This is a genomic window from Streptomyces albidoflavus (assembly GCF_000719955.1).
GTDB classification, from domain to species: Bacteria; Actinomycetota; Actinomycetes; order Streptomycetales; family Streptomycetaceae; genus Streptomyces; species Streptomyces albidoflavus.
On the sequence record NZ_JOII01000012.1, the window covers coordinates 116,137 to 139,064 of the forward strand.

15 protein-coding genes are annotated in these 22,928 nt (G+C 74.5%); 7 read left to right on the forward strand and 8 right to left on the reverse strand.

Annotated features, from left to right (window positions below; genetic code table 11):
- Positions 1-5 precede the first annotated feature (5 nt).
- Positions 6-560, forward strand: coding sequence for an acyl-CoA thioesterase (locus IF45_RS0115585; RefSeq protein WP_008417606.1), 555 nt, complete (start codon positions 6-8; stop codon positions 558-560).
- A 43-nt stretch (positions 561-603) separates the two neighbouring features.
- Here the strand turns inward: IF45_RS0115585 and IF45_RS0115590 are convergent, their stop codons facing one another.
- From IF45_RS0115590 to IF45_RS0115610, 5 genes are all read right to left on the reverse strand, one after another.
- The gene (locus IF45_RS0115590; RefSeq protein WP_242536787.1) at positions 604-2,097 is read right to left on the reverse strand and encodes an LCP family protein; all 1,494 of its coding nucleotides are present in this window, start codon (positions 2,095-2,097) and stop codon (positions 604-606) included.
- Between the two features lie 263 nt (positions 2,098-2,360).
- Positions 2,361-4,283, reverse strand: coding sequence for an LCP family protein (locus IF45_RS0115595; RefSeq protein ID WP_030307981.1), 1,923 nt, complete (start codon positions 4,281-4,283; stop codon positions 2,361-2,363).
- A gap of 81 nt (positions 4,284-4,364) precedes the next feature.
- Positions 4,365-6,086 (reverse strand): LCP family protein, encoded by a 1,722-nt coding sequence (locus tag IF45_RS0115600; protein WP_078842878.1) that lies wholly within the window; start codon positions 6,084-6,086, stop codon positions 4,365-4,367.
- A 324-nt stretch (positions 6,087-6,410) separates the two neighbouring features.
- On the reverse strand, positions 6,411-7,718 hold the full coding sequence (locus IF45_RS0115605) for an LCP family protein (RefSeq protein WP_003950423.1): 1,308 nt from the start codon (positions 7,716-7,718) through the stop codon (positions 6,411-6,413).
- 158 nt (positions 7,719-7,876) lie between these two features.
- Positions 7,877-8,629 (reverse strand): TIGR03089 family protein, encoded by a 753-nt coding sequence (locus IF45_RS0115610; RefSeq protein ID WP_008415663.1) that lies wholly within the window; start codon positions 8,627-8,629, stop codon positions 7,877-7,879.
- A gap of 127 nt (positions 8,630-8,756) precedes the next feature.
- Between IF45_RS0115610 and IF45_RS0115615 the strand changes: the two genes are divergently transcribed.
- The 3 genes from IF45_RS0115615 (at position 8,757) to IF45_RS0115625 (ending at position 13,093) form a co-directional block, all read left to right on the forward strand.
- Positions 8,757-10,196 (forward strand): peptidoglycan recognition protein family protein, encoded by a 1,440-nt coding sequence (locus tag IF45_RS0115615; protein ID WP_030307985.1) that lies wholly within the window; start codon positions 8,757-8,759, stop codon positions 10,194-10,196.
- A gap of 119 nt (positions 10,197-10,315) precedes the next feature.
- A complete protein-coding gene (gene manB, locus IF45_RS0115620; RefSeq protein ID WP_008415660.1) occupies positions 10,316-11,407 on the forward strand; it encodes a mannose-1-phosphate guanylyltransferase in 1,092 nt (363 codons plus the stop codon).
- Positions 11,408-12,040: 633 nt separating this feature from the next.
- On the forward strand, positions 12,041-13,093 hold the full coding sequence (locus tag IF45_RS0115625; RefSeq protein ID WP_178132474.1) for a DNA-3-methyladenine glycosylase family protein: 1,053 nt from the start codon (positions 12,041-12,043) through the stop codon (positions 13,091-13,093).
- Positions 13,094-13,121: 28 nt separating this feature from the next.
- Here IF45_RS0115625 and IF45_RS0115630 read toward each other — a convergent pair whose 3' ends face one another.
- Genes IF45_RS0115630 through IF45_RS0115640 form a run of 3 tightly spaced genes read right to left on the reverse strand, consistent with a single transcriptional unit; the run spans position 13,122 to position 15,896 of the window.
- Complete coding sequence (locus IF45_RS0115630; protein WP_008415656.1) at positions 13,122-14,426, reverse strand: coenzyme F420-0:L-glutamate ligase; 1,305 nt, start codon at positions 14,424-14,426, stop codon at positions 13,122-13,124.
- Entirely contained in the window at positions 14,423-15,379 is a 957-nt protein-coding gene (gene cofD, locus IF45_RS0115635; RefSeq protein WP_008415655.1) for a 2-phospho-L-lactate transferase, read from the reverse strand. The genes IF45_RS0115630 and cofD overlap by 4 nt, the downstream gene beginning before the upstream one ends.
- A gap of 4 nt (positions 15,380-15,383) precedes the next feature.
- Positions 15,384-15,896, reverse strand: coding sequence for a cysteine dioxygenase (locus IF45_RS0115640; protein WP_008415654.1), 513 nt, complete (start codon positions 15,894-15,896; stop codon positions 15,384-15,386).
- An 850-nt stretch (positions 15,897-16,746) separates the two neighbouring features.
- Here IF45_RS0115640 and IF45_RS0115645 point away from each other — a divergent pair.
- The 3 genes from IF45_RS0115645 (at position 16,747) to IF45_RS0115655 (ending at position 22,895) form a co-directional block, all read left to right on the forward strand.
- Positions 16,747-17,010, forward strand: a complete 264-nt coding sequence (locus IF45_RS0115645) for a WhiB family transcriptional regulator (RefSeq protein ID WP_003950432.1) — start codon at positions 16,747-16,749, stop codon at positions 17,008-17,010.
- A gap of 591 nt (positions 17,011-17,601) precedes the next feature.
- A complete protein-coding gene (locus IF45_RS0115650) occupies positions 17,602-21,348 on the forward strand; it encodes a glycosyltransferase (RefSeq protein ID WP_030307990.1) in 3,747 nt (1,248 codons plus the stop codon).
- Complete coding sequence (locus IF45_RS0115655) at positions 21,345-22,895, forward strand: DUF5719 family protein (protein ID WP_030307992.1); 1,551 nt, start codon at positions 21,345-21,347, stop codon at positions 22,893-22,895. The genes IF45_RS0115650 and IF45_RS0115655 overlap by 4 nt, the downstream gene beginning before the upstream one ends.
- The last annotated feature ends 33 nt before the right edge of the window (positions 22,896-22,928 follow it).

Here is a 22,928-nt window from a genome sequence, read left to right on the forward strand (position 1 = left end):
ACCCCATGACAGACCCGGCCCGCGTCCCGGAATCGGAGATTCCCGGCAAGCCCACCTCAGCTTCCCGAACGACGCTTTCGCACATCATGACGCACAACGACACCAACCTCCTCGGGACGGTGCACGGCGGCGTGATCATGAAACTGGTGGACGACGCGGCCGGTGCCGTCGCCGGACGCCACTCCGAGGGGCCCGCCGTCACCGCCTCCATGGACGAGATGGCCTTCCTCATGCCGGTGCGGGTCGGCGACCTCCTGCACGTCCGCGCCCAGGTCAACTGGACCGGCCGCTCCTCCATGGAGGTCGGCGTGCGCGTGGTGGCCGAGCGGTGGAACGACTCGACCCCGGCCCAGCAGGTCGGCACCGCCTACCTCGTCTTCACCGCCGTCGACGCCGACGGCAAGCCCCGCCAGGTCCCGCCGGTCATCCCGGAGACCGAGCGCGACAAGCGCCGCTACCAGGAGGCGCAGATCCGCCGCACCCACCGGCTGGCCCGCCGCCGCGCCATCCTCGACCTGCGCGAGCAGCGCGCCGCCGAGGGGCTCGACGCGGACGACTGAACCTCGGCCGGACCCCGGGCGGCGGGCGCGACCATGACCGGATTCACGCCTTTCCGGCGGCCTCGGGCCGGGGGCAGGTGACCTCGTCGCCCCGGAGCGCGCCGGTGGCGCCCTCCGGCGGGTCCTCCGCGCGGACGGGGTGCACCTCGGTGAAGTCGGCGCCCAGCACGACCCGCAGCGTCCCGCCCTGCCCGGGCGCCGCCTTCACCTCCGCGCCGGGGAAGGCCGCGGCCACCGTACGCGCCGAGCGGTCCCAGCGGGGGTCGTAGAGGACGGTGGTCCGGGCGGTGGCGCGGTCGGCGGCGTCGACCGCCTGGCCGCTGGTGCCGAAGCCGGTGGCGCGCAGCGCCCGGTCGGCCTGGGCACCGAGGCCCTGGCGCGGGGTGCCGTTCTCCACCTGGACGCGGATCTGCTCGGGCGGCACGTCCACCACCGTCGCCTTCGGCCGCGCGGAGTCGTGGTCGGCGAGCGGGCGGTCCTCGCGGAGCGCGCCGAAGATCCGCTTGGCCTCCTTGGCCTTCCAGACCAGGGTGTTCCCGATCCCCGGCACCTCGCGGGCCTCCTCCTGGACCGGGACCGAGGTGAACTCGGCGGAGGCCGGGGTGAACCCCCGCATCGCCTTGCCCAGGTCGAGCATCCGCTCCGTGGTGAAGCCGCTGTCGGCCCGCAGCGAGCCCAGCACGGACTGGGCCACCTCGCGGAACCGCACCGGGTTGAGCAGCACCCCGCTGCCGGTGACCTCGGCGGTGAGCGCGGCGAGGAAACGCTGCTGGCGCTGCATCCGGCTGAGGTCGCCGGTGCCGTCGAGGTGGCGGGAGCGGACGTACTGGAGGGCCTGGCCGCCGTCGAGGCGGTGCGGGCCCGGGGCCAGGTCGAGGCCGGTGTAGGAGTCCTTGAGACGGCGGACGGTGCAGATCTCCACGCCGCCGACCGCGTCGACGGTCTCCATGAAGCTGGTGAAGTCGACCTCCACGTAGTGGTCGATCTTCACCTCGGTCATCTTCTCGACCGTCCGCACGGTCAGCTCCGGCCCGCCCTCCGCGTAGGCGGCGTTCAGCTTGACCGGGTGCGGCCGGTGCTCCTCGCCCGAGGTGCGGTCGGTGTGCGGCGGCATCATCGCGTAGCTGTCCCGCGGCAGGCTGACCACGCTGACCCGGGAGTGGTCCGCCGAGAGGTGGAGCAGCATCAGGGTGTCGGTGCAGTGGCAGGGCTTGCCGCCGAGCCGGTACGCCTGGCGCTGCTCCTCGGTGATGGTGTCGCGGCCGTCGGTCCCGGCGAGCAGGATGTTCAGGCCGCGTCCGGCCTCGGGCCGGTTCTTCATGTCCTTGAACGGGTCGACCCGCTCGATGCCGCTGTCCAGCCCCGACATCACCGCGTGCCCGACCCCGGAGGAGGCGAGCACGGCGACGGACAGGGCCGTCACCGCGCGCACCGCCCAGCCGGTCCGGCGGCGGTGGCGCCCTCGGCCGGGCGGGACGGGCCGACGGCGGGCGGGGGGACGGGGGGCGCGGGCTCGGGGGCGGGACGGCGTGGGCACGGGGGACACCTCCGCGTGGCGGGCACGGGCGGGGGAACAGGCGACGGGTCGGTCGGGACGGGAGCGGACGGGTGCCCCGAACGGTAAGCAGATATGACTTACAGACCGGGGGAGCGGGCCGGACGGCACGCGCCGGTGTCCCCCGTTCGCGGTAACGCCACGTCCGGCGAGCGCCCGCACGCCGGAGGGGCCGTACCGCCCCCATCGGGCGGTACGGCCCCTCGTACCTGGTCGTCGTGGTGCGGTCGCGTGCCCCGCCGGGGTCACCAGGTGAAGGCCGGGTCGACCTCCATGCAGGCGGTGTCGTCGGAGCCGTTGAGGGCCTCGGCGGAGTCCGGGGGCTCGTTGTCGCCCTTCTTCGGCTTCGGGAAGGTGTCGCCCTCGGTCCAGTCGGCGCCGATCTCCAGCGTCACCCCGGAGACCTCGGCGGACTTGCGGACGGTGCCCAGCGGCATCCCCAGCGCCTCGGCGACCGACTGGGCGTCGCCCTCCAGCTCGGCGCTGGGGTAGAGGATCGCGGTCTCCTCGCGGTTCTCCACCTGGTTCTGGTCGGCGGTGGCGCGGGTGAACCCGGCCTCGGTGAGGAGTTTCACGAGGTCGGAGGCGCGGCCGGAGACCGGGGCGGCGACGGGGGAGCCGGTGCCGTTGCGGACCAGGACGGCGATGTCGGCCGGGTCGTCGGCCGGGTCCTCGGAGGTCTCGTCCTCGGACGGGGAGGGCGAGGCGCCGTCCCCGTCCCGGCCGTCCAGCGCGATGTCCTCGCGGACCAGGCGGAACAGCTGCTCGGCGTCGTCCGGCTTCGGCTCCACCCGGTTGTGGTCGGAGGGCGACCAGATCCACGGCATCGTCGCCATGGTGGTCCGGTTGGGCGCGACCTTCTTCAACTCCTCGGCCAGCGCGTACAGCTCGGCGACCGAGGCGAGTTCCTCGTCGACGGTCAGTGCCTCGGTGGCCTCCTCGGCCAGGTTCCGGAGCTTGTTGGGGCTGCTCAGCCCGGTGTTCTCGCGCAACTTGCGCACCAGGGAGTTCATGTACATGTGCTGGGCCTTGGCCCGGGCTATGTCCGAGCCGTCGCCGAAGCCGTAGCGGGTCCGCAGCCAGGCCAGCGCGTCCTCGCCCTTGATCTCCGTGGTGCCCTTCTTCAGCTTGAGGCCGGAGCCCTTGCCGTCGGAGGTCCGCGAGTGCAGGTTGGCGTCGACGCAGACGGGTACGCCGCCGATCGCGTCGGCCATCGAGACGACGCCGGCGAAGTCGACCATCATGAAGTGGTCGATCCGGATGCCGGTCAGCTCCTCCCAGGTCGCCACGGTGCAGCCGGGGCCGCCGCGCATCAGCGTCTGGTTGGTCATCCGGGTGCCGACGGTCGCCGGGTAGACCTTGCCGGACTCCGGGTCGGTGCACTCCGGGATCTTCAGCAGGGTGTCCCGGGGCATGCTGATCACCGACATGTGGGAGCGGTCCGCCGAGAGGTGGAGCAGCATCTGCACGTCGGCGAGGGCCGGGCCGCCGAAGGTCTCCCGGGCGCCGCCGAGCCGCTGGTTCTCCTCGGAGTCGCGGGCGTCCGAGCCGATCAGCAGGATGTTCAGCGGCGTCTGCCCGGCCGCGTTCGGGGTCGGCTCGGGGGCGCGGGACTTGCCGATGTGCAGCGGCTTGCGGTCCAGGTTGTCGTTGAGGTGCTGGTAGTAGAACCAGCCCGCCGTGCCCGCCGCCACCAGGGTCAGCGCCAGCCCGGCCGCCGTCCAGGCGAGGATGCGGCGCTTGCGGCGCTTGGGCTTGCGGGGCTTCGCCGCCGCCTCCGCGTCTGCCTCCTCGGGGGCCTCCCCGGACGCGTCCCCGGGGGCCTCGTCAGGGGCCTCCTCGGGCGCGTCCTCGGGTGCGTCCCGCTCTCCGCCGGCCTCGGGTCTGCGTCTGCCGGGCCCCGACTCCCCGGCGGGCGGACCTGGTTGCTCCGGTACGCCCACGGGCGTGCCGGAGTCCCGGTCCGGTTGTTCGTCGGGGTCCTCCGGCTCCGTCTCGCCCTCGCCGTCCGCGCCCCCGGCGTCACCGGCACCGCGCTGGCCGGGCACCTTGGCCCGGCCGGTCTCCACCGCCGCGTCCCGGCCCTCGTACAGTCCCTCGTCCCACCCCAGTGCCCCGGCGGGGTCCTGATCCCGTTCGGGACCGCCCTCCGACCGTGCTGAGCCCATGTCGTGCCCTCCCCACCTCGCACCGCACGCCCGAGAGCCGCCCCGGCCGTGGTGAGCGGCCGGGGCGGATGCGACGGTGGATCACTTCGCGCAGACGGTCTTGTCCGCGCTGACCTTGTTCACGCCCTTGGGGGCTTCCTTCGGGGCGACGAGCGGTATGCCCGCGCCCTTGAAGTCGCGGCCCAGTGTGAGCTTGACCGCCGGGAGCCCCTGAGAGTTGCTCACGGATTCGCCCGGCTTCAGCGCCGAGGCCGGCAGCCCCATCATGTCGGCGAGCGCGCGGGCCTGCGGGGCCTCCTCCTCGCCGTACTCCACGGTGGTCTTGGCCAGTTCCTCGGGGGCGTTGCCCAACTGCGTGGACTTCAGGACGCCCTGGGTGTTCTGGAGCCAGGTCAGCGTGGTCTGCGCCGAGCCGGTGGCCGCGCCGCCGTTGTAGACGTCGACCCGCACCTCGGTGGGGTCCGCGCGCTCGCCCTTGAGCCGGGCGGCGACCGCCGCCTTCTCCTTCTTCTCCTTCTTCTTGACCGCCGTGAAGGAGACGTCCTCGCGGACCATCTGGAAGACGGACTGCGCCTTCGGGTTGTCCAGCACCACCGTCACCGGGGTCGGCTCGGCCGGGTTGTCCTTGACCGGGATGGTGGCGAACGTCAGGTTCTTCGGGTCGAGTTTGCCCAGCTCCATGCCGAGGTCGCGGAGCTTGGAGATGTCGGCCAGCGTCGAGTCGACGGTCAGCGCCTTGGTGCCCGCCTCGGCGAGGGAGAACATCTTGGTGGGGCTGGTCAGCGTGTCGTTCGAACTCAGCTTGCGCATCAGCGAGCTGAGGAACTGCTGCTGGATCTCGATCCGGCTGAGGTCGCCGCCGAAGCCCACCGAGTGCCGGGTGCGGACGAAGGCCAGCGCCTCCTCGCCCTCGATGGTGTGGGTGCCCTTGGAGAGCTTCAGGTGCGAGTCCGGGTCGTCGATGTCCTTGGCGAGGCAGACCTCGACACCGCCGACGGCCGTGGTGAGGGTCTTCACCGCGTTGAAGTCGGCCACCATGAAGTGGTCCATCTTTATGCCGGTCAGCTCCGTGACCGTCCGCATGGTGCAGCTGGGGGTGCGCTCGCCCTGGCCGAGGCTCTCGTTGAACTTGGTGCCCTGCTTGCCCGGGATGACCGTCTCGGTGCCGTCCTCCTGCTGCGTGGGGCAGTCCGGGATGTCGGTGATCAGGTCGCGCGGGATGCTGAGCGCGGTCGCGTTGGAGCGGTCCTTGGAGACGTGCAGGACGAAGGTGGTGTCGGCGTGGCCGGGGCTGTCCTTGTCGCCGTACCCCTCGTTGCCCTCGCCGGAGCGCTTGTCGGTGCCGATCAGCAGGACGTTGATGGCCCGGTCCTTGCTGAAGCCGCCGGTGCCCGCGCCGTCGTCGGCGACCGAGTTGATGTTGTCCTTCAGGTGCTCCAGGTACGCGTAGGCCGAGGCGGCCAGTGCCACCATCACGAAGGCCAGCACGCCGCCGGTCCACAGCAGGACCTTCTTCTTGCCCTTCTTCTGCTTCTGGCCGCGCCCCTTGCGCCCGCCCGCGCGGCGCGCGGCGGCACGCCCCGGCGGCGGCTCGGGCTCGGCGCCCCGGCGCCTGCGCTGCCCCGGGACCGTCTCGCGGGACGGCCGGGAGCCGGGCTCCGGGTCGTCGTGCTCGGGCGCGGGCCGGCGCGGGCGCTCCTGGCCGGGCTGCGGGTGCTCACGGTCGGGAGCCCGGCGGGAGCGCGGAACGGCGCCCCGCCGCCCATTGCCGGGCGGTCGCCCATCGGAAGGGCTCAGTCGCAATTCGTAATCGCCGGTATCCGGGTTGAGTACCCACTGGTCTGCGGGGTCGATATTCTCCGCCCGCCCACGGCCTTGCGCGTCCACGGTTGTCCGAATCCTCCGTCAGGGCCACGCGGCGCCTCGGGTCCCCTCCCCGCAAGGCGCTCATTCGGTCGGTCCGTCAGTCTCCGGCGGCCGTGTCGGGCTCGCCGGATCGCTCACACTATCCGGCCTCTTCGGCCCAGGGCGACGGTGGTGAGGCATTGCTTGTTGCTTACAAGTGGGCATTACGGCGCAATCCCGTGCGCTGTTCCACGGTATTGAGTGGTCTTTTACCCACAGGAATCATTCACAGGCGGAACGGGCCGCGCTATTACCGCTGAAGGTCGGATCAGGAACGGGCGTCGAACGCACCCCCGGCGTACCCGAGGGGGCACTGGAGGCGCTCGGAGCGGCCGGGCCCGTGCCCGTGGGGCTGGCGGAGGGTGCGGGGCTCGCGGAGTCGCTCGGGCGCGGGGCGATCCGTACCGGTTCGTCCTCCCGCAGCAGGGTGAAGAGTTCGCTGGCGGCGGGCTCCACCAACTGGTCACGATTGGGGTCCCCCGCGTACGCCTCGCGCGGAACGGTCAGGAACCGCACCTCTTTCGTGGGGATGTTCCGCATGGAGCGCACGAGGTCGTAGAGGTCGATGAGGGAGGAGAGGGACGGGTCGGTCGTCAGCGAGGAGGTGGCCGCGTCCAGCAGGGGGTAGAGCTTGCCCGGGTTGAGGAGGACGCCGTTGCTCTGCACCTTGGCCACCAGGGCGCCGAGGAACTGCTGCTGGCGCTCCATCCGGTCGGTGTCGCTGCCGTTGCCGAGGCTCTTGCGGGCGCGCACGAAGCCGAGCGACTGCTCGCCGTTGAGGGTGTGCTCACCCGCCGGGAGCCGGACGTGCGCGTCCTTGTCGTCCATCGGCTGCTTGAGGCAGATCCGCACCCCGTCGACCGCGTCCACCATCCGCTTGAACCCCTGGAAGTCCACCACCATGTGGTGATCGACCCTGATCCGGGTCAGGCGCTCGACGGTCCGGATGGTGCACGCCGTTCCGCCGTAGGAATACGCGTCGTTGAACTGCGCCGTGCGCGCCGGTGCGCTCTCGCCGTCCGCGCGACGGCAGGAGGGGATCTCCACCATCAGGTCGCGGGGTATCGACATGGCGGTCGCGCTGCGCCGGTCGGCGGCGAGGTGGAGCATGATCACGGTGTCCGAACGCTGGCCCCGGGCCACACCGTACTGGCCGTTGCCCTGTCCGGCACGGGTGTCCGAGCCGACCAGCAGGATGTTGAGCGCCCCCTGCTTCGAGGGGAGCGGCCGCTCCTTCTCGTGCCGCTCCAGCTCGGCGATGACCGCGTCGTCCCGCGTGATGTTCCCCTGGAGCCGGTCGTAGAGCGCCCACGCGCCGACCCCGGCGCCGACCAGCGCCACCGTCGTCCCGGCCGCCGTCCACCACACCCAGCGCCGCCGCAGGAACGGACGGCGGGCGGGCCCCTGCCGCGCCGGACGGGGGCCCCAGTGCGCCCCCTGCTCCCTCGCCCCGCTCCCTGCGGTCTCCTGGTTCCCCTCGTCGTTCCCCTCGTCCCCCTGCCCGTCGGGCCGGCCCGCGCGGTCCGTCACGGTCGGCCACCACCCTCCGTCTCGGCACGGCGTCCCCGAAGCCCGGGCGCCCCTCCCTCCTGACCACACCACCCCCCGGCCCGCGGGGCGCGCGGGCCGGGGGGTGGTGTGGGCCGTACGGGTGAGTGCGGGGCCCGGGGGACTCCCGGGAGGGGGGGCTACAGCAGGGTCAGGTCCACCCGCTCGTCGGCGACCCTGCGGGCCAGCCCCTCCTCCGACAGTCCGCCGGTGTTGCGGCACAGCACGACCGAGCCGCCGGCGGCCAGCGGCGCGTACAGCCCGGCCGCGAGCCCCTCCCAGGTCTCCCAGCCGAGCCCGGACAGGACGCGGTCGCCCGGGCCTAGGCCGAGCCGGGCCGCCTCCGCGCGGGCCTCCTCGACCAGCTCGGCGCCGGTCAGCTCGCGGCCCGCCACGGCCAGGGCCGGCTCGTCGGGCTCCACCGGCGCGAAGGGCGCGAACCGGTCGCCCTGCCCGGGTACCTCCACGGCGTAGTCGGCGAAGCCTTCGGGAGCGTGCGGGAACCGCCCGCCCAGGGGGCGCAGCGCCAGCGCGATCCGCTCGCCGGAGCAGGCGCGGGCCGCGTCCAGGGTGTCGGGGCCGCTCACCACCAGATCGGCGGCGGCCGGGTCGCCGCCCACCTCGGCGACGACGCCGGTCGAGTGGCAGGCCAGCAGCCACACGGCGCTCTGCCAGTGTGCCGGGAGCAGCAGCGCGAGCCGGTCGCCGGGCTCGGCGGAGAGGTCGCCCTGGAGCAGGTTGGCGGTCTTGGCCACCCAATTGGCGAAGGTGGCGACGGAGAGTTCGACGCGCTCGCCCGTCGCGTCGTCGTAGAAGGTCACGAGCGGGCGGGCCGGATCGGCGGCGAGCGCGGATCGCAGCAGGTCGGCGGGGGTGCGGTCGATGGCGTTCACGCGCGCAAGCGTACGCGGGGCGCAGCGTGCGGGTAGTGGACGCCGGAGTGCGGAGCGGGGCGACACGCCGACGCGCCGTCAAGTCACCTATGGACAGCTTTGGTCGGTTATGCCGACGATCATTCGTATGCGTGGATTCCTTGCTTCCTCGATCGGCGTGACCTGCGCGGCCGCCCTGGCCCTGCCCGCCGCCCTGCCCTCCGGAGCCCTCGCCGCGACCGCCGCCCACCCCCGGGCCGGCGCGGCTGACACCTCGACCGGCGCCCCCGCCGCGGACGCCCTGCCCGCCGCGCCACCCGGCGCGCACACCCTCCCGGCCGCCGACGACACCCCCGGCCACACCCGCTCCCTGCCCCTCCCCGACGCCCCCGCCGGCCGTTCGTCCGAGCCCGGCGAAGGCCCGGACGAACGCGCCCTGAGCCCGCGTGAGGTCGAGCCGTTCTCGCTGCTCGGCGTCGTCTGGGACGACCCGGACGCCCACCTGGAAGGCCGGGTCCAGGTCCGTACCCGCTCCACCGTCACCGGCGCCTGGTCCGGCTGGCAGGAGCTGGAGAGCCACCACGACGACCACGGAGCCGACCGTTCCACCCCCGAGGGCGCGGCCGGCCGGGGCGCCACCGCCCCGCTGTGGGTGGGGCGTTCGGACGCCGTCGAACTGCGGGTCACCGCCCGCGACGACCACCGCCACCAGGGCGAACGCACCACCGACCGGCTCCCCGAGGGGCTGCGCCTGGACCTCGTCGACCCCGGGGAGGCGCCCGCCCTGGAGGAGGAGCCCGCGCCCCGGCCCACCCGCGCCGGGGCCCCCGCCGCCACCCCCGCCGGACTCCCCGAGGCCGCCGGTGAACCCGCCGTGCTGCCGGAGCTGACCCGCGAGGAGACCCTCGCCGAGCTGGAGGCGGCCCGCGCCGTCGAGGAGCCCGAGGCCGGCGCCGCCGGTCCGCAGCAGCGCGCCCAGCCCTACGTGGGGCCGCGCCCGAAGATCGTCACCCGCAAGGGGTGGGGCGCCGACGAGAAACTGCGCGAGAAGAACTTCGCGTACACCGGCAAGGTCAAGGCCGCCTTCGTCCACCACAGCGCCACCGGCAACAACTACACCTGCGCCCAGGCCCCCTCCGTCATCCGCGGTATCTACCGCTACCACACCCAGAGCAGCGGCTGGCGGGACCTCGGCTACAACTTCATGGTCGACAAGTGCGGCACCGTGTACGAGGGACGGGCCGGCGGCGTCGACAAGGCCGTCCTCGGCGCCCACACCCTCGGTTTCAACAGCAACAGCACGGGCATCGCCGTCCTGGGAAGCTACAGCAGCGTCAAGCCGCCCAAGGCGGCCGTCGACGCCGTGGCCAAGCTGACCGCCTGGAAGCTCGGCCTGTCCGGTGCCAACCCCAAGGGGAAGGTCACGCTCACCTCGGGCGGCAGCAACCTCTACGCGAAGGGCAAGAAGGTGAGCCTGCACGTCATCTCCGGACACCGCGACGGCTACTCCACCGAATGCCCGGGCACCCGCCTCTACGGCCAGCTCGGTACGGCGCGTTCCGCCTCCGCCCGGCTCCAGGGGCGCTGACCGGCGCCGGGCCGGCCGGCACCGTGCGGGATCGGGAATGGGGCGTGCCGCACCGGTCTGCATAGACTGGCCGGCCGAAAGACAGTTCGGCCGGCCCCGGCAGGAAGCAGAGACGCACAGTGACTCAGGCCCCAGAAGCGATCCTCCTGGTGGGCGGCAAGGGCACCCGGCTCCGGCCGCTCACGGTGCGCACGCCGAAGCCGATGGTGCCCGCCGCGGGCGTCCCCTTCCTCACCCACCAGCTGGCCCGCGCCCGCGCCGCCGGTGTCGAACACGTGGTGATGGCCACCTCGTACCTCGCCGAGGTCTTCGAGCCGTACTTCGGTGACGGCTCCGACCTCGGGCTCCACCTCGAGTACGTCACCGAGGAGGAGCCCCTCGGCACCGGCGGCGCCATCCGCAACGTCGCCCCCCGGCTCCACTCCGGGCCCGACGACCCCGTCCTCATCTTCAACGGCGACATCCTCACCGGGCTCGACATCCCGGCCCTCGTCGCCACCCACCAGGAGAGCGGCGCCGACGTCTCCCTCCACCTCAGCCGCGTCGAGGACCCGCGCGCCTTCGGCCTCGTCCCCACCGACGAGGCCGGGCGCGTCCTCGCCTTCCTGGAGAAGCCGCAGACGCCCGAGGAGATCGTCACCGACCAGATCAACGCCGGGGCGTACGTCTTCCGCCGCTCCGTCATCGACACCATCCCCACCGGCCGCCCCGTCTCCGTCGAACGCGAGACCTTCCCCGGGCTGCTGGAGAGCGGGGCCCACCTCCAGGGCATGGTCGACTCCACCTACTGGCTCGACCTCGGCACCCCGCAGGCCTTCGTCCGCGGCTCCGCCGACCTCGTCCTCGGCCGGGCCCCCTCGCCCGCCGTCCCCGGCCGGCGCGGCGAGTCCCTCGTCCTCGACGGGGCCCACGTCGCCCCCGACGCCAAGCTCTCCGAAGGCACCGTCGTCGGCGTGGGCGCCCACGTCGGCGCCGGGGCCCGCATCACCGGCTCCACCCTTCTCGACGGCGCGTACGTCGCCGAGGGCGCCGTCGTCACCGACTCCCTCATCGGCGCCGGGGCCCGGGTCGGGGCCCGCACCCATGTCACCGGGGCGGTCATCGGCGACGGTGCCGACGCCGGCGCCGACAACGAGCTGCGGGACGGGCTGCGGCTCTGGTGCGATGCCGTCCTGCCGGACGGCGGGGTCCGGTTCTCGCCCGATCGCTGACCTGGGCCGCGATGGGGCGGCCGGGCTTTGGTGGCCTCAAGCGCCGGCCGGGCTGTCGTGGGGCCGGGGTGGTGCCTCGACCACCGGTCACATGTGGCCTCAAACGCCGGCCGGGCTCCTTGGCCTCAAGCGCCGGCCCGGCTGAGTGGCCTCAAGCGCCGGCCGGGCTGTCGTGGGGCTGAGACGGCGCCTCAGCCGCCGGTCACCGATGGCCTCAATCGCCGGCCGGGCTTGATTTCGGCCGACGACGCTGCCACCTGATTCATGGGGTCCGGCCTTGCCCATTCCAGCCCGGCCGGCGCTTGAGGCCACTGAGCCGGGCCGGCGTTTGAGGCCACCTAGCCGGGCCGGCGATTGAGGCCACTCAGCCTGGCCGGCGTCTGAGGCCACTGAGCCGGGCCGGCGTTTGAGGCCACCCGAGCCGGAGGGCTGGGGTGTCACCTCAGCCCCACCCACAGCCCGGCCGGCGCTTGAGGCCACCTCATAGCCCGGCCGGCGCTTGAGGCCACCCCTGTGACCGGCGTCGCACATCCCCCCAACCCCCCGAGCCGGCAGGCGAGTCCAGCACCAGGACGCCCAGTGGCCACTCCGGCCCCCAGTTCCCTGGCGCCCCGCGCCAGTACGCTCTGGCGCATGGCAGGACGTTTCCCCCCGAGGCCTCGTGCCCCGTACGGCACGATTAAGGGCACCCCCTGCCCGGACACGGGTCCGGATCCCACGGGGGCCCGGACGTTCCGCGCGGCCACGCGGGCCGCCGCCGCGGCCAGGCCGGAGGCTCCGGCCAGGTCCAGGGTGTGGACCCCGCCCTACCAGGCCGACCTCGGCCTGATCCTGGGCGTCCTGCGTCGCGGCCCGGGCGACCCGGCGTTCCGCCTGACCCAGGACCGTGCCGTCTGGCGCGCCAGCCGCACCCCCGAGGGCCCGGCGACGCTGCGGGTCACCCTGCGCGCGGGGAGGGCCGAGGCGACCGCCTGGGGTCCGGGCGCCGACTGGTTCCTGGACCGGCTCCCGGAGCTGCTGGGCGCCGCCGACACCCCGGAGGCGTTCACGCCCCGCCACCGCCTGGTGGCCGACTCGGCCCGCCGCGCCACGGGCCTGAGGCTGACCAGGACGGGCCTGGTGCTGGAGTCCCTGATCCCCTCGGTGCTGGAGCAGAAGGTCACCGCCGACGAGGCGTACCGTGCCTGGCGCCGCCTGCTGACCCGGCACGGCGAACCGGCCCCGGGTCCGGCCCCGGAGCGGATGGCCGTCATGCCGGACCCCCGGGCCTGGTCCCTGATCCCGTCCTGGGAGTGGCACCGCGCCGGGGTCGACGACAAGCGGGCCGCGACGATCCTGCGCGCCGTACGCCTCCACTCCCGCCTGGAGCGGGCCGCCGGCCTGCCCCCCGAGAAGGCGGCGGCGCTCCTGGAGGCGGTCCCGGGCATCGGGCCCTGGACCTCCGCCGAGGTCGTCCAGCGCACCCACGGCGCCCCGGACGCCGTCACCACCGGCGACCTCCACCTCCCGGGCATCATCGGCTACGCCCTGACCGGCGACCGCACCACCGACGACGCGGCCATGCTGGAGCTGCTCGCCCCGTACGCCGGCCAGCGCCACCGGGCGGCCCGCCTGATCCTGCTGGCGGGCCGGGTACCGCCGCGCCGGACACCGAAGATGCCGTACAGCGACATCTCGCGGCTCTGACGGCGGCGTACCAGGAGTTCTGGCGCTTCTAGCGCACCGTCAGGAACGTCTCCGGGTCGCGGCCGGGCCGGTCGGCGGGCGGGGTGGCGGCGCGGCCCACCGCGACGGCGCCCATCGGGTCCCAGGTGTCCGGGAGGTCGAGGACCTCGCGGACGACCTCGCGGCAGAACATGGTCGAGGAGACCCAGGCCGAGCCCAGCTGCTCCCCGGCGAGGGCGACGAGGAAGTTCTGCACCCCGGCGCCGGTGGCGACGACGAACATCTCGCGTTCGGCGGCGGACCGGCGCTCGTCGGGGTAGGCGTGCGAGCCGTCCATGACGAGGCAGGGGACGACCAGGTACGGGGCGTTGCGCAGGACGTCGCCGCGGCGGACCCGCTTGGCGATCGACTCCTCGCTCTTGCCGTCCCGGCGCAGGTCGGCGATCCAGGCGTCGCGCATCGCGTCGAGCAGCCGGGTGCGGGAGGCGGCCGACTCCAGCAGCACGAACCGCCACGGCGTCGTGTGGTGCGGCGCGGGCGCGGTGACGGCGGCCGCGACGGCCCGGCGGACCGCGCCCGGGTCGACCGGCTCGTCGGTGAAGGAGCGCACCGTCCGCCGCAGCGTGACCGCCTCGCGGACCGCCTCGGAGGTGCCCAGCCGGAACATGTCGTCGGCCGCGCCGCGCACCAGCTCCCGCGCGCCCGCCCCCTCCTCGCCGCCGACCAGCGCGGAGAGCCCGCTGACCACGGCGACCGGCAGCCCCTCGGACTTGCCCTTCACCAGGTCACCGGCGGCGGCCAGTTCGTCGGCGAGGGCGATCACGGTGGCGTGCAGCGGGTTGCCGTGGGCGTCGGTGCCGCCGCGCAGGTCGTCCAGGACGCGGACCCCGGCGGAGCCGATGGCCACGTCGGTCAGGCCGTTGCGCCAGGGCCGCCCGAAGGTGTCGGTGACGACCACGCCGACGTCCACGCCGAGCGCGTCGGCGAGCCCGGCGCGGAGGGCGCGGGCGGAGGCGTCGGGGTCCTCGGGGAGGAGCAGCACCGTGCCCGCCGGGGTGTTGGAGGCGTCGACGCCGGCGGCGGCCATGACCAGGCCCTGCCGGTTCTCCACGATGCGCAGCGCGCCGCGCCGGGCCACGACCCGTACCGTCTCGGCGTCGATGGCGGCCTCGCGGGAGTCGGCGGCGAGCACCCGGCCCTCGGCCTTGGAGACGATCTTCGAGGTGACCAGGACGATGTCGCCGTCGGCCAGCGTGGGGGCGGCGGCCGCGATCAGCTTGGCGAGGTCGTCGCCCTCGTCGACCTCGGGCAGCCCGGGGACGGCCCGGACCTGGAAGGCGGGTGCGGCGCTCACGCGCGGACCTCCTCGGCCAGGGCGAGCGCCTCGCGGGCCATGGCGGCGGTGGCGTCCAGGTCGGTCATCATCAGCGGCACCGCGCGGCAGCGGATGCCCGCCGCCTCGACCTCGGCGACCGCCCCGCTGTCGGCACTGTCGACCAGCCAGCCGTCGAGCAGCCCCGAGCCGTAGTGCTCGGCGACGGCCGCCGCGGCGGTCTCGACGCCGATCGCGGAGAGCATCTTGTCGGCCATACCGCGCACCGGGGCGCCGCCGACGATGGGGGAGAGGCCGACCACCGGCACGCCCGCCTCCGCGATGGCCTCGCGGATGCCGGGCACCGCGAGGATGGTGCCGATGCTGACCACCGGGTTGGACGGCGGGAAGAGCACCACGTCGGCCTCGGCCAGCGCCTCCAGCACGCCGGGCGCCGGCTTGGACTGCTCGGCGCCGACCGGGACCACCGCGAGCGCGTCGACGGAGGCCCGCAGCCGCACCCAGTACTCCTGGAAGTGGACGGCGCGCCGCTCCCCGTCGAGGTCGACGGCGACGTGAGTCTCGACCCGGTCGTCGGTCATCGGCAGCAGCCGCACCCCGGGCTGCCACCGCTCGCAGAGCGCCTCGGTGACGGCGGAGAGCGGATAGCCCGCGCCGAGCATCTGGGTGCGCACGATGTGCGTGGCGAAGTCCCGGTCGCCGAGGCCGAACCAGTCGGGCCCGACGCCGTACGCCTTCAGCTCGTCCTTCACCTGGAAGGTCTCGTCGGTCCGCCCCCAGCCCTGCTCCTCGTTGATGCCGCCGCCGAGGGTGTACATGACCGTGTCGAGGTCGGGACAGACCTTCAGGCCGAAGAGGTGGATGTCGTCACCGGTGTTGCCGATGACGGTGATGTCCGCGTCCGGGGCCGCCGCCTTGAGACCGCGAAGAAACCGGGCGCCGCCGATGCCGCCTGCCAGAACCACAATGCGCATGGGCTCAGTGTGTCAGGCGCGCCGGTTCCTCCGCCGGGGTGGTCGCGGACCGCTCCAGGGTCCGTACCGGCATGGTCGTCAGCCCGGGGAAGTAGACGTGGAGGCTGACGGCGGGCTCCAGCGCGTCGTTGACCACCTCGTGGGCGTGACCGGGCGCGACGACCCGGTGCCCGCCGGGCCGCAGCACCTGGCGCCCGCCGGGGGTGTGCTCGGTGAGGGCCCCGTCGAGGACGGTCATGACCCCGGCCGAGCGCCCGTGGTCGTGGGCGCCGCTGCCCTGTCCGGGCAGCCAGGAGAGCAGCCACACCTCGTAGCCGGGTCCGGTCTCCAGCCGGTGGTACCAGCGGCTGGTGGGGTCGTACGCGACCAGCGGGGCCCAGCGGGCGCGGTCGGCGGCGACGGTCCGGGCGAGCCGGACGAACCCGGCCACGGTGCTCGGGTGCTCGGGGGCGGGGCGCAGCAGGTGCTGCACCTCCAGCAGGTCTCCGGCGATCTGGAGGTCGCTGTCCTGGTTCATGGTGCGGGGGTTCCTCGGCAGGGGAGAAGTGGGCGCGGGGAGGGGGAGGGGAGGCGACTGCCGGACGGCCCGGTGCGGGGTGCGCGGGGGCCGGGGCGCGTACCGCGCCGGGGTGCGGCGGGACGCGGGACCGGTGCGGTCCCGCGCGCTGCGGTACGGGGTGCTGAGCGGGTCGGCCTGCGGATGGGCGGCCGGTGCGGTCAGCGGCAGTCGGGGCCGGCGGGGCGACAGCCGGCGGCGGAGGGACAGAGGCTCCGCGGACAGGGCTCGCAGAAGTGGGCAGCGTCGATGGAGCCGACAGGGCGGGTCCAGGAAAGCGCCGAATTCGCGAGCATGCCCCACAGGAGACCGGCTGACACCCGCGATGTCAACTCATGGTCCGGATTGTGGCCTATGTTTCACCACATCCGGTTGCGGGGCGCGGAGAAAGGTTTGTGCACCCGCCTCCCGGGACACACGGCGGACCAGGTCGGGCAGTCGGCCTGCGGGGGTGATCACCGTTGCCGCCCTGTGATCGCGCTGTGATCAAGTTCGCTTCGGCGAGGCTCGCGCAACGTGTCCCGGGAGGGTGGCGTCCTCCCTGCCGGAGGAGGGTCCGCGGCGGGCCCGAAAGGGCTGCGGGGGAGCCGAATTCACGCCTCCCGCGCCGTCACGTGACGGAAAAGGTACGGGTTTAGGACGATTTGTACACTTACCGCGAAGGCTTGGTTCCGCAGAGTGAATAAGGGGCTCAATAGCAGATCCCGGCTTGACTCGCCCGGATCGGCGCACCTGTAATTTCACTCGTGTCGCCCGGCCGGAACCGGTAACGACAGCATCACGGGGACATAAAGACAGACGAGGGGCGCTAATGACCGAGCTGTTCGAACAACTGCTGGTCGAGGAAGCGGACGAAGAACTCGGCTGGCAGGAGCGCGCACTCTGCGCCCAGACCGATCCCGAGTCCTTCTTCCCCGAGAAGGGCGGCTCCACCCGTGAGGCCAAGAAGGTCTGCCTCGCCTGTGAAGTCCGTTCGGAATGCCTCGAATACGCGCTCGCCAACGATGAACGCTTCGGAATCTGGGGCGGTTTGTCCGAGCGCGAGAGGCGGCGCCTGAAGAAGGCCGCCGTCTGACCCGGGCCCCAGCGCCCGGCCCGCCCCACGCGGGCCAGCACCACGAGCACCACCCCGCACCACGAGCACGACCCCCCGCACGGCCCCGAGCCGTACGACCCCGAGGCCCCGGCCCCAAGGCCGCCGCCCCGGCACCATCGCGCCCCCCGCCCGCGCCGTCCCTCGCGAGCGGGCCGCCCCACCGCCGCCCGGCACCCAGCCCGACCGGCCCCCACCCACGGCCCCGAGCGGAGCGCCCGTCCCAGCGCTCCGCCGCCCGCCCCCAACTTCCCGCCACCTGGGCACAACTCGGCCCGACCACCACTTCTCGGCCATGCAGAGACTTCTCAGCCCGCCCGGCACACCACAGCCCGGCCGGCGATTGAGGCCACTTGAGCCTGGCCGGCGTTTGAGGCCATCAGTGACCGCGGGCACACGAAGCCCGCACCCTCCCCGGCACACCGGAACGGCAACCCTGCCCAAGGGCCGCCCCAACAAACGCCGGGCGGCAACCCCGCACCCGACGTGCCGTTAGTGTGGGGCCCCGTCCGAGACTCCCGGCCGCCCGCGGCGGGCGTCACCGCAGTCCACCGAACCGGGGCCCGTACCTCGATGTCCGTGCACAGCCACTCGGCGGCCTACCCGGCCGCCCCCGCAGGGTCGATGTCGGACCCGGCCGCCACCATGACGGCCACCCCGACCAGCCTCCCGGGCCTCGACCCCACCAGCGCACCCGCCTACGCGCGCCACGTCGTCACCGCCGTGCTCGTGACGCACGACGGCGCCCGCTGGCTCCCCGACGCCCTCGCCGGGCTCCTGGCCCAGGAACGGCCGGTGCAGAACGCCGTCGCCGCCGACACCGGCAGCGCCGACGACTCCGCCCGCCTGGTGGCCGACGCCTTCGGCGACGACCGCGTCCTCCACCTGGCCCGGCGTACCGGGTTCGGTACCGCCGTCGACGAGGCCGTCCGCGCCGCGGGCGTCCTCACCCCCGACGACCTGCCCTACCTGAAGCGCCCCGGCGGCTGGGACCCCGTGGCCCGCCAGTGGCACGACGAGAACTACGACCTGCCGGAACTGCCGTACGGCGAACCGGAGCAGTGGCTCTGGCTGCTGCACGACGACTGCGCCCCGGCCCCGGACGCCCTGGCCGGACTGCTCGCCGCCGTCGAGGCCGAGCGCGAGGCCGGCGGCGAGGTCGCCATTGTGGGCCCGAAGCTGCGCGGCTGGTACGACCGCCGCCAGCTCCTCGAAGTGGGCGTCACCATCGCGCACAGCGGACGCCGTTGGACCGGCCTGGACCGCCGCGAGCAGGACCAGGGCCAGCACGACCACGTCCGCCCGGTCCTCTCCGTCTCCACCGCGGGCATGCTGATCCGCCGCGACGTCTACGAGGAGCTGGGCGGCTTCGACCGCGCCCTGCCCCTGATGCGCGACGACGTCGACCTGTGCTGGCGCGCCCAGGCCGCCGGGCACCGCGTCCTCATCGCCCCCGACGCGGTCCTCAGGCACGCCGAGGCCGCCTCCCGGGAGCGCCGTACCGTCGACTGCGCGGGGCGCGGCACCACCAGCCCGCACCGGGTCGACAAGGCCGGCGCCGTCCACACCCTGCTGGTCAACAGCCGTGGCGCCGCCCTGCCCTGGGTGCTGCTGCGGCTGGTCGTCGGCACCGTGGCGCGCACCCTCGCCTACCTCGTGGGCAAGGTGCCCGGCCAGGCCGTCGACGAGATCTCCGGTCTGCTCGGCACCCTGCTGCGGCCCGGCCGCATCCTCAACGCCCGCCGCAGACGCGGCAAGGGCACCGTCGAACCGGCCGAGCTGCGGCCGCTGTTCCCGCCGCCCGGCGCCACCGTCCGGGCCACCGTCGAACAGGTCGCGGGCAACCTCACGCGCGGCTCCGACGCCGACGCCCCGGGCGCGGGCCGCCACGGCGGCGCCGTCGAGTCCGGGCCGGGCGGCGACGACGCCGACTTCCTGGAGGTCGAGCAGTTCGCCCGGCTGAAGCGGCTGGCCCGCAGGCCGGGCCCGGTCCTCTTCGCCGTCCTGCTGCTCGCCTCGCTGGTCGCCTGCCGCGCCCTGCTCGGCGGCGGCGCGCTGGCCGGCGGCGCCCTGCTGCCCGTACCGGACCAGCTCGGCGACCTCTGGGGCCGCTACGCGGACGGCTGGCACGCCGTCGGCACCGGCACCACCGAACCCGCCCCGCCCTACCTCGCGCTGCTCGCCACCCTCGCCGCGCTCCTGTTCGGCTCCACCCACACCGCCGTCACCGTGGTCCTGGTCGCCTCCGTCCCGCTCGCGGGCTTCGCGGCCTACCTCGCCTCCGGCTCGCTCGTCCCCTCCCGGCTGCTGCGCGCCTGGGGCTCGGTCGTCTACGCCTTCCTGCCCGCCGTCACCGGCGCGCTGGCCGGCGGCCACCTGGGCACCGCAGTCCTCGCCGTGCTGCTGCCGGTCATGGCCCGCGCCGGGCTCTCCGCCGCGGGGCTCCTCGGCCACCCCGGCACCTGGCGCGCCACCTGGGCGTACACCCTGCTGCTGACGCTGGCCACCGCGTTCACGCCGATGGTGTGGCCGCTGGCGCTGGTCCTCGGGATCGGGGTGCTGGTGGTGCGCCGGAGCGCGCTCGGTACGTACGCGCCCCGGTTCGTCGCCCAGTTCGCCACCCCGCTGCTGGTGCTGGCGCCCTGGTCGCTGACGCTGCTGCCGTTCGGCTTCTTCCAGACCGCCGGGCTCGACACCGCCACCGGCGGCGCCGGTCCGCTCGACCTGCTGGGTGCCTCGCCGGGCGGGCCGGGCACCCTCAGCGCCGTCCTCTTCCTCGGCGTGGTCGCCGCCGCGCTCGGCGCCCTGCTCCGCGAGGAGCGGCGCCGCGCCATCCTCACCGCCTGGGCCGTCGCCCTGACCGCCCTGCTCTTCGCGGTCCTGGCCAACGCCTCCGCCTGGGCCGGCCCCGCCACCCTCGTCCAGGGCGCCGCCCTGCTCGGAGCCGCGCTGGTCGGCGCCGACGGGGCCCGGCACCGGGTCGCCGAGCAGAGCTTCGGCTGGCGTCAGCCGCTGGCCGCGCTGATCGCGCTGGCCTGCGCGCTGGGCCCGGCCGCCGCCGCCCTGACCTGGATGGCCGCCGGAGCCGACGGACCGCTGGAGCGCCGCGACCCGGTGCAGGTCCCGGCCTTCGTCGCCGAGGAGAGCCGTACCCAGGACCAGGCCCGCACCCTCGTCCTCGCCGGCGACTCCGCCGCCGAGGTCAGCTACGCCCTGGTGCGCGGCTCGGGCGGACGGCTCGGCGACGCCGAGCTGGCCGCGGCCGCCGGGACCGACGACCGGCTCTCCACCGTCGTCGCCCGCCTCGTCGCCGGCTCCGGCGCCGACCAGGCCGACCAGCTCGGCGGCTTCGCCGTCCGCTACGTCCTGGTCCGCGACGGCTCGCCGCGCGAGATGAGCCGCGTCCTCGACTCCACGCCCGGCCTGACCCGCCTCAGCCAGCAGGACGGCAGCGCCCTGTGGCGCGTCGACCGGCAGGTCTCGCGGGCGGCCGTGGTCGCCAAGGACGGCTCCGGCGAGCCGCTGCCGGTCGCCGCCGGTCCCGTCGAACTCCACACCGACCTCCCCGCCGGCCCGGCCGGACGCGTGCTGCGTCTCGCCGACACCGCCGACCCGGGCTGGACCGCCACCCTCGACGGCGAACCGCTGGAGCGGGTCACCGTCGACGACTGGGCGCAGGGCTTCACCCTCCCCGAGGGCGGCGGCCGTCTCGACGTCACCTTCGAGGACCCCTTCACCCACACCGTCTGGATCTGGACGCAGGGCTTCCTCGGCCTCGTCCTGGTCGTCCTCGCCCTCCCCGGCCGCCGCCGCACCGTCGACGACGACATGCCGGACGAGCCCGCGCCCGTCCCCGCCCAGCCCGTCGAGGGCGAGGGCCGCCGCGCCCGCCGCCTGCGCGCCCAGGCCGAGGCGGAGGCCGAGGACGCCGCCCCCGAGGCGGACATCCCGGAACAGCGCGAGGCCCCCGGCGACGAGCCCGACCCCGCCTGGACCGCCGCCCCCGAGCCCTACGAGCCCGTCGACCCCCAGCAGGGCGGCTACGACCCGTACGGCTACCAGAACCAGGGCTACGACCAGTCCCCGCAGGGCTACCCGCCCCAGCCCGGCTACGACCCGAACGCCTACGACCCGTACCAGCAGCAGCCCCAGGACCCGTACCAGCAGGGCGGCTGGCAGCAGGGGCAGCAGGGCTATCCCGGGTACGAGCAGCAGCCGCAGCAGGGCTACGGCCCGGGCCAGCCGGCGCCGGAGTACGGGCAGTACGAGCAGCCGCCCCACGGCCACGGCCGTGAGCGTCCCGACGGGAGCCAGCAGTGAAGCGCACGACCCTGTCCCTGATCGCGGCCGGCGCCGCGCTGGCCGCCGTCACCTCGGTGGCCGCCGTCGCCGCGCCCGAGGAGGGCCCCGCCGCCACCGGCAAGGCGGCCCAGCAGCCCGTGGAGCGCACCTCGCTGCTCTGCCCGGCCCCCAGCAGCTCGGAGCTGGCGGAGACGACGTACACCGCGTACACGCCGAAGACCGAGGTGTCCTCGGACTCCGGCACGGCCGCCCTGGTCCCGGCCGCCCGCAGCCTCGCGGGCAAGGACGACAAGAAGGACGACGAGAAGGACGACAAGGGCGACAAGAGTGACAAGAGTGGCAAGAAGGGTGAGGAGGAGAAGCCCTTCCTCGCCGTGAAGAAGCAGGGGGCGCCCGTCACCGCCGAGGAGAACGGCTCGGGGGCGCCCGCGCTGATCGGCCTCGCCGAGGGCAGCCTCGCGCCGGGGTGGAGCGCCCAGCAGACCACGCACTTCACCGCGGGCGCCGGCCGCGGCCTGCACGGCGCCGCCTGCTCCGCGCCCGACACCGACTTCTGGTTCCCCGGCGCCTCCACCGCCGAGGACCGCAGCGACTACCTCCACCTGACCAACCCGGACGACGCGGCCGCCGTCGTCGACATCGAGCTGTACGGCAAGGACGGCGCCCTCGACTCCGAGGTCGGCGAGGGCATCCAGGTGCCGCCGCGCTCCAGCGTCCCCGTCCTGCTCTCCACCCTCACCGGCAAGCCGCAGACCAACCTGACCGTGCACGTCACCGCGCGCAGCGGCCGGGTCGCCGCCGCGGTGCAGGCCCTGGACCAGAAGGTGGGCGGCGACTGGCTCACGCCCTCGGCCGAGCCCTCGGCCTCCGTCGTGCTGCCCGGCATCCCCAAGGACGCCACCGCGGTCCGCCTGGTCGCCTTCGCGCCCGGCTCCGCCGACGCCGACCTGAAGGTCTCCCTCGCCGGGCCCAACGGCTCCCTCTCGCCCGCCGGCAACGAGACCCTGCACCTCAAGTCGGGCATGACCACCGCCGTCGACCTCGCCGACGTCACCCGGGGCGAGCCCGGCTCCCTGGTCCTCACCCCGACCGGAGACTCCGGCGAGACCCCGGTGGTGGCCGCCGTACGCGTCATCCGGGGCAAGGGCGCCGACCAGGAGAGCGCCTTCATCCCGGCCGCCCGCCCGGTCGGCGACCGCGCCACCGTCACCGGCAACGGCGCCAAGGGCACCTACCTGTCGCTGACCGCGCCCGGCAAGGCCGCCAAGGTCCGGGTCACCGCCTCGGCCGGCACCGGCGGGGGCACGGCCGCCACCAAGACGTACTCCGTGGGCGCGGGCCGGACGCTCGCCGCCGACGTGCCGCTCCCGGACTCGCTGAAGGGCACCTACGCCCTGACCGTCGAGACCGTCTCGGGCGGCCCCGTCCACGCCTCCCGCACCCTCACGCTGAGCGGTGCGGCGGCCGACGGCATCTCGATGTTCACCGTCCAGAACCTCACCGACGACCGGGGCACCGTCACCGTCCCGGCCGCCCGCCCGGAGATGGGCGTGCTGCTCGACTGAGCCGCCGCCCGCGTACCGCCGCCCGCCCCGCCC

Coding starts and splice junctions, on each gene's coding strand:
- IF45_RS0115585 (WP_008417606.1), top strand. CDS start 6: ATGACAGACCCGGCCCGCGTCCCGGAATCGGAGATTCCCGGCAAGCCC.
- IF45_RS0115595 (WP_030307981.1), bottom strand. CDS start 4,283: ATGGGCTCAGCACGGTCGGAGGGCGGTCCCGAACGGGATCAGGACCCC.
- IF45_RS0115615 (WP_030307985.1), top strand. CDS start 8,757: ATGCGTGGATTCCTTGCTTCCTCGATCGGCGTGACCTGCGCGGCCGCC.
- IF45_RS0115625 (WP_178132474.1), top strand. CDS start 12,041: ATGGCAGGACGTTTCCCCCCGAGGCCTCGTGCCCCGTACGGCACGATT.
- cofD (WP_008415655.1), bottom strand. CDS start 15,379: ATGCGCATTGTGGTTCTGGCAGGCGGCATCGGCGGCGCCCGGTTTCTT.
- IF45_RS0115640 (WP_008415654.1), bottom strand. CDS start 15,896: ATGAACCAGGACAGCGACCTCCAGATCGCCGGAGACCTGCTGGAGGTG.
- IF45_RS0115645 (WP_003950432.1), top strand. CDS start 16,747: ATGACCGAGCTGTTCGAACAACTGCTGGTCGAGGAAGCGGACGAAGAA.
- IF45_RS0115650 (WP_030307990.1), top strand. CDS start 17,602: ATGTCCGTGCACAGCCACTCGGCGGCCTACCCGGCCGCCCCCGCAGGG.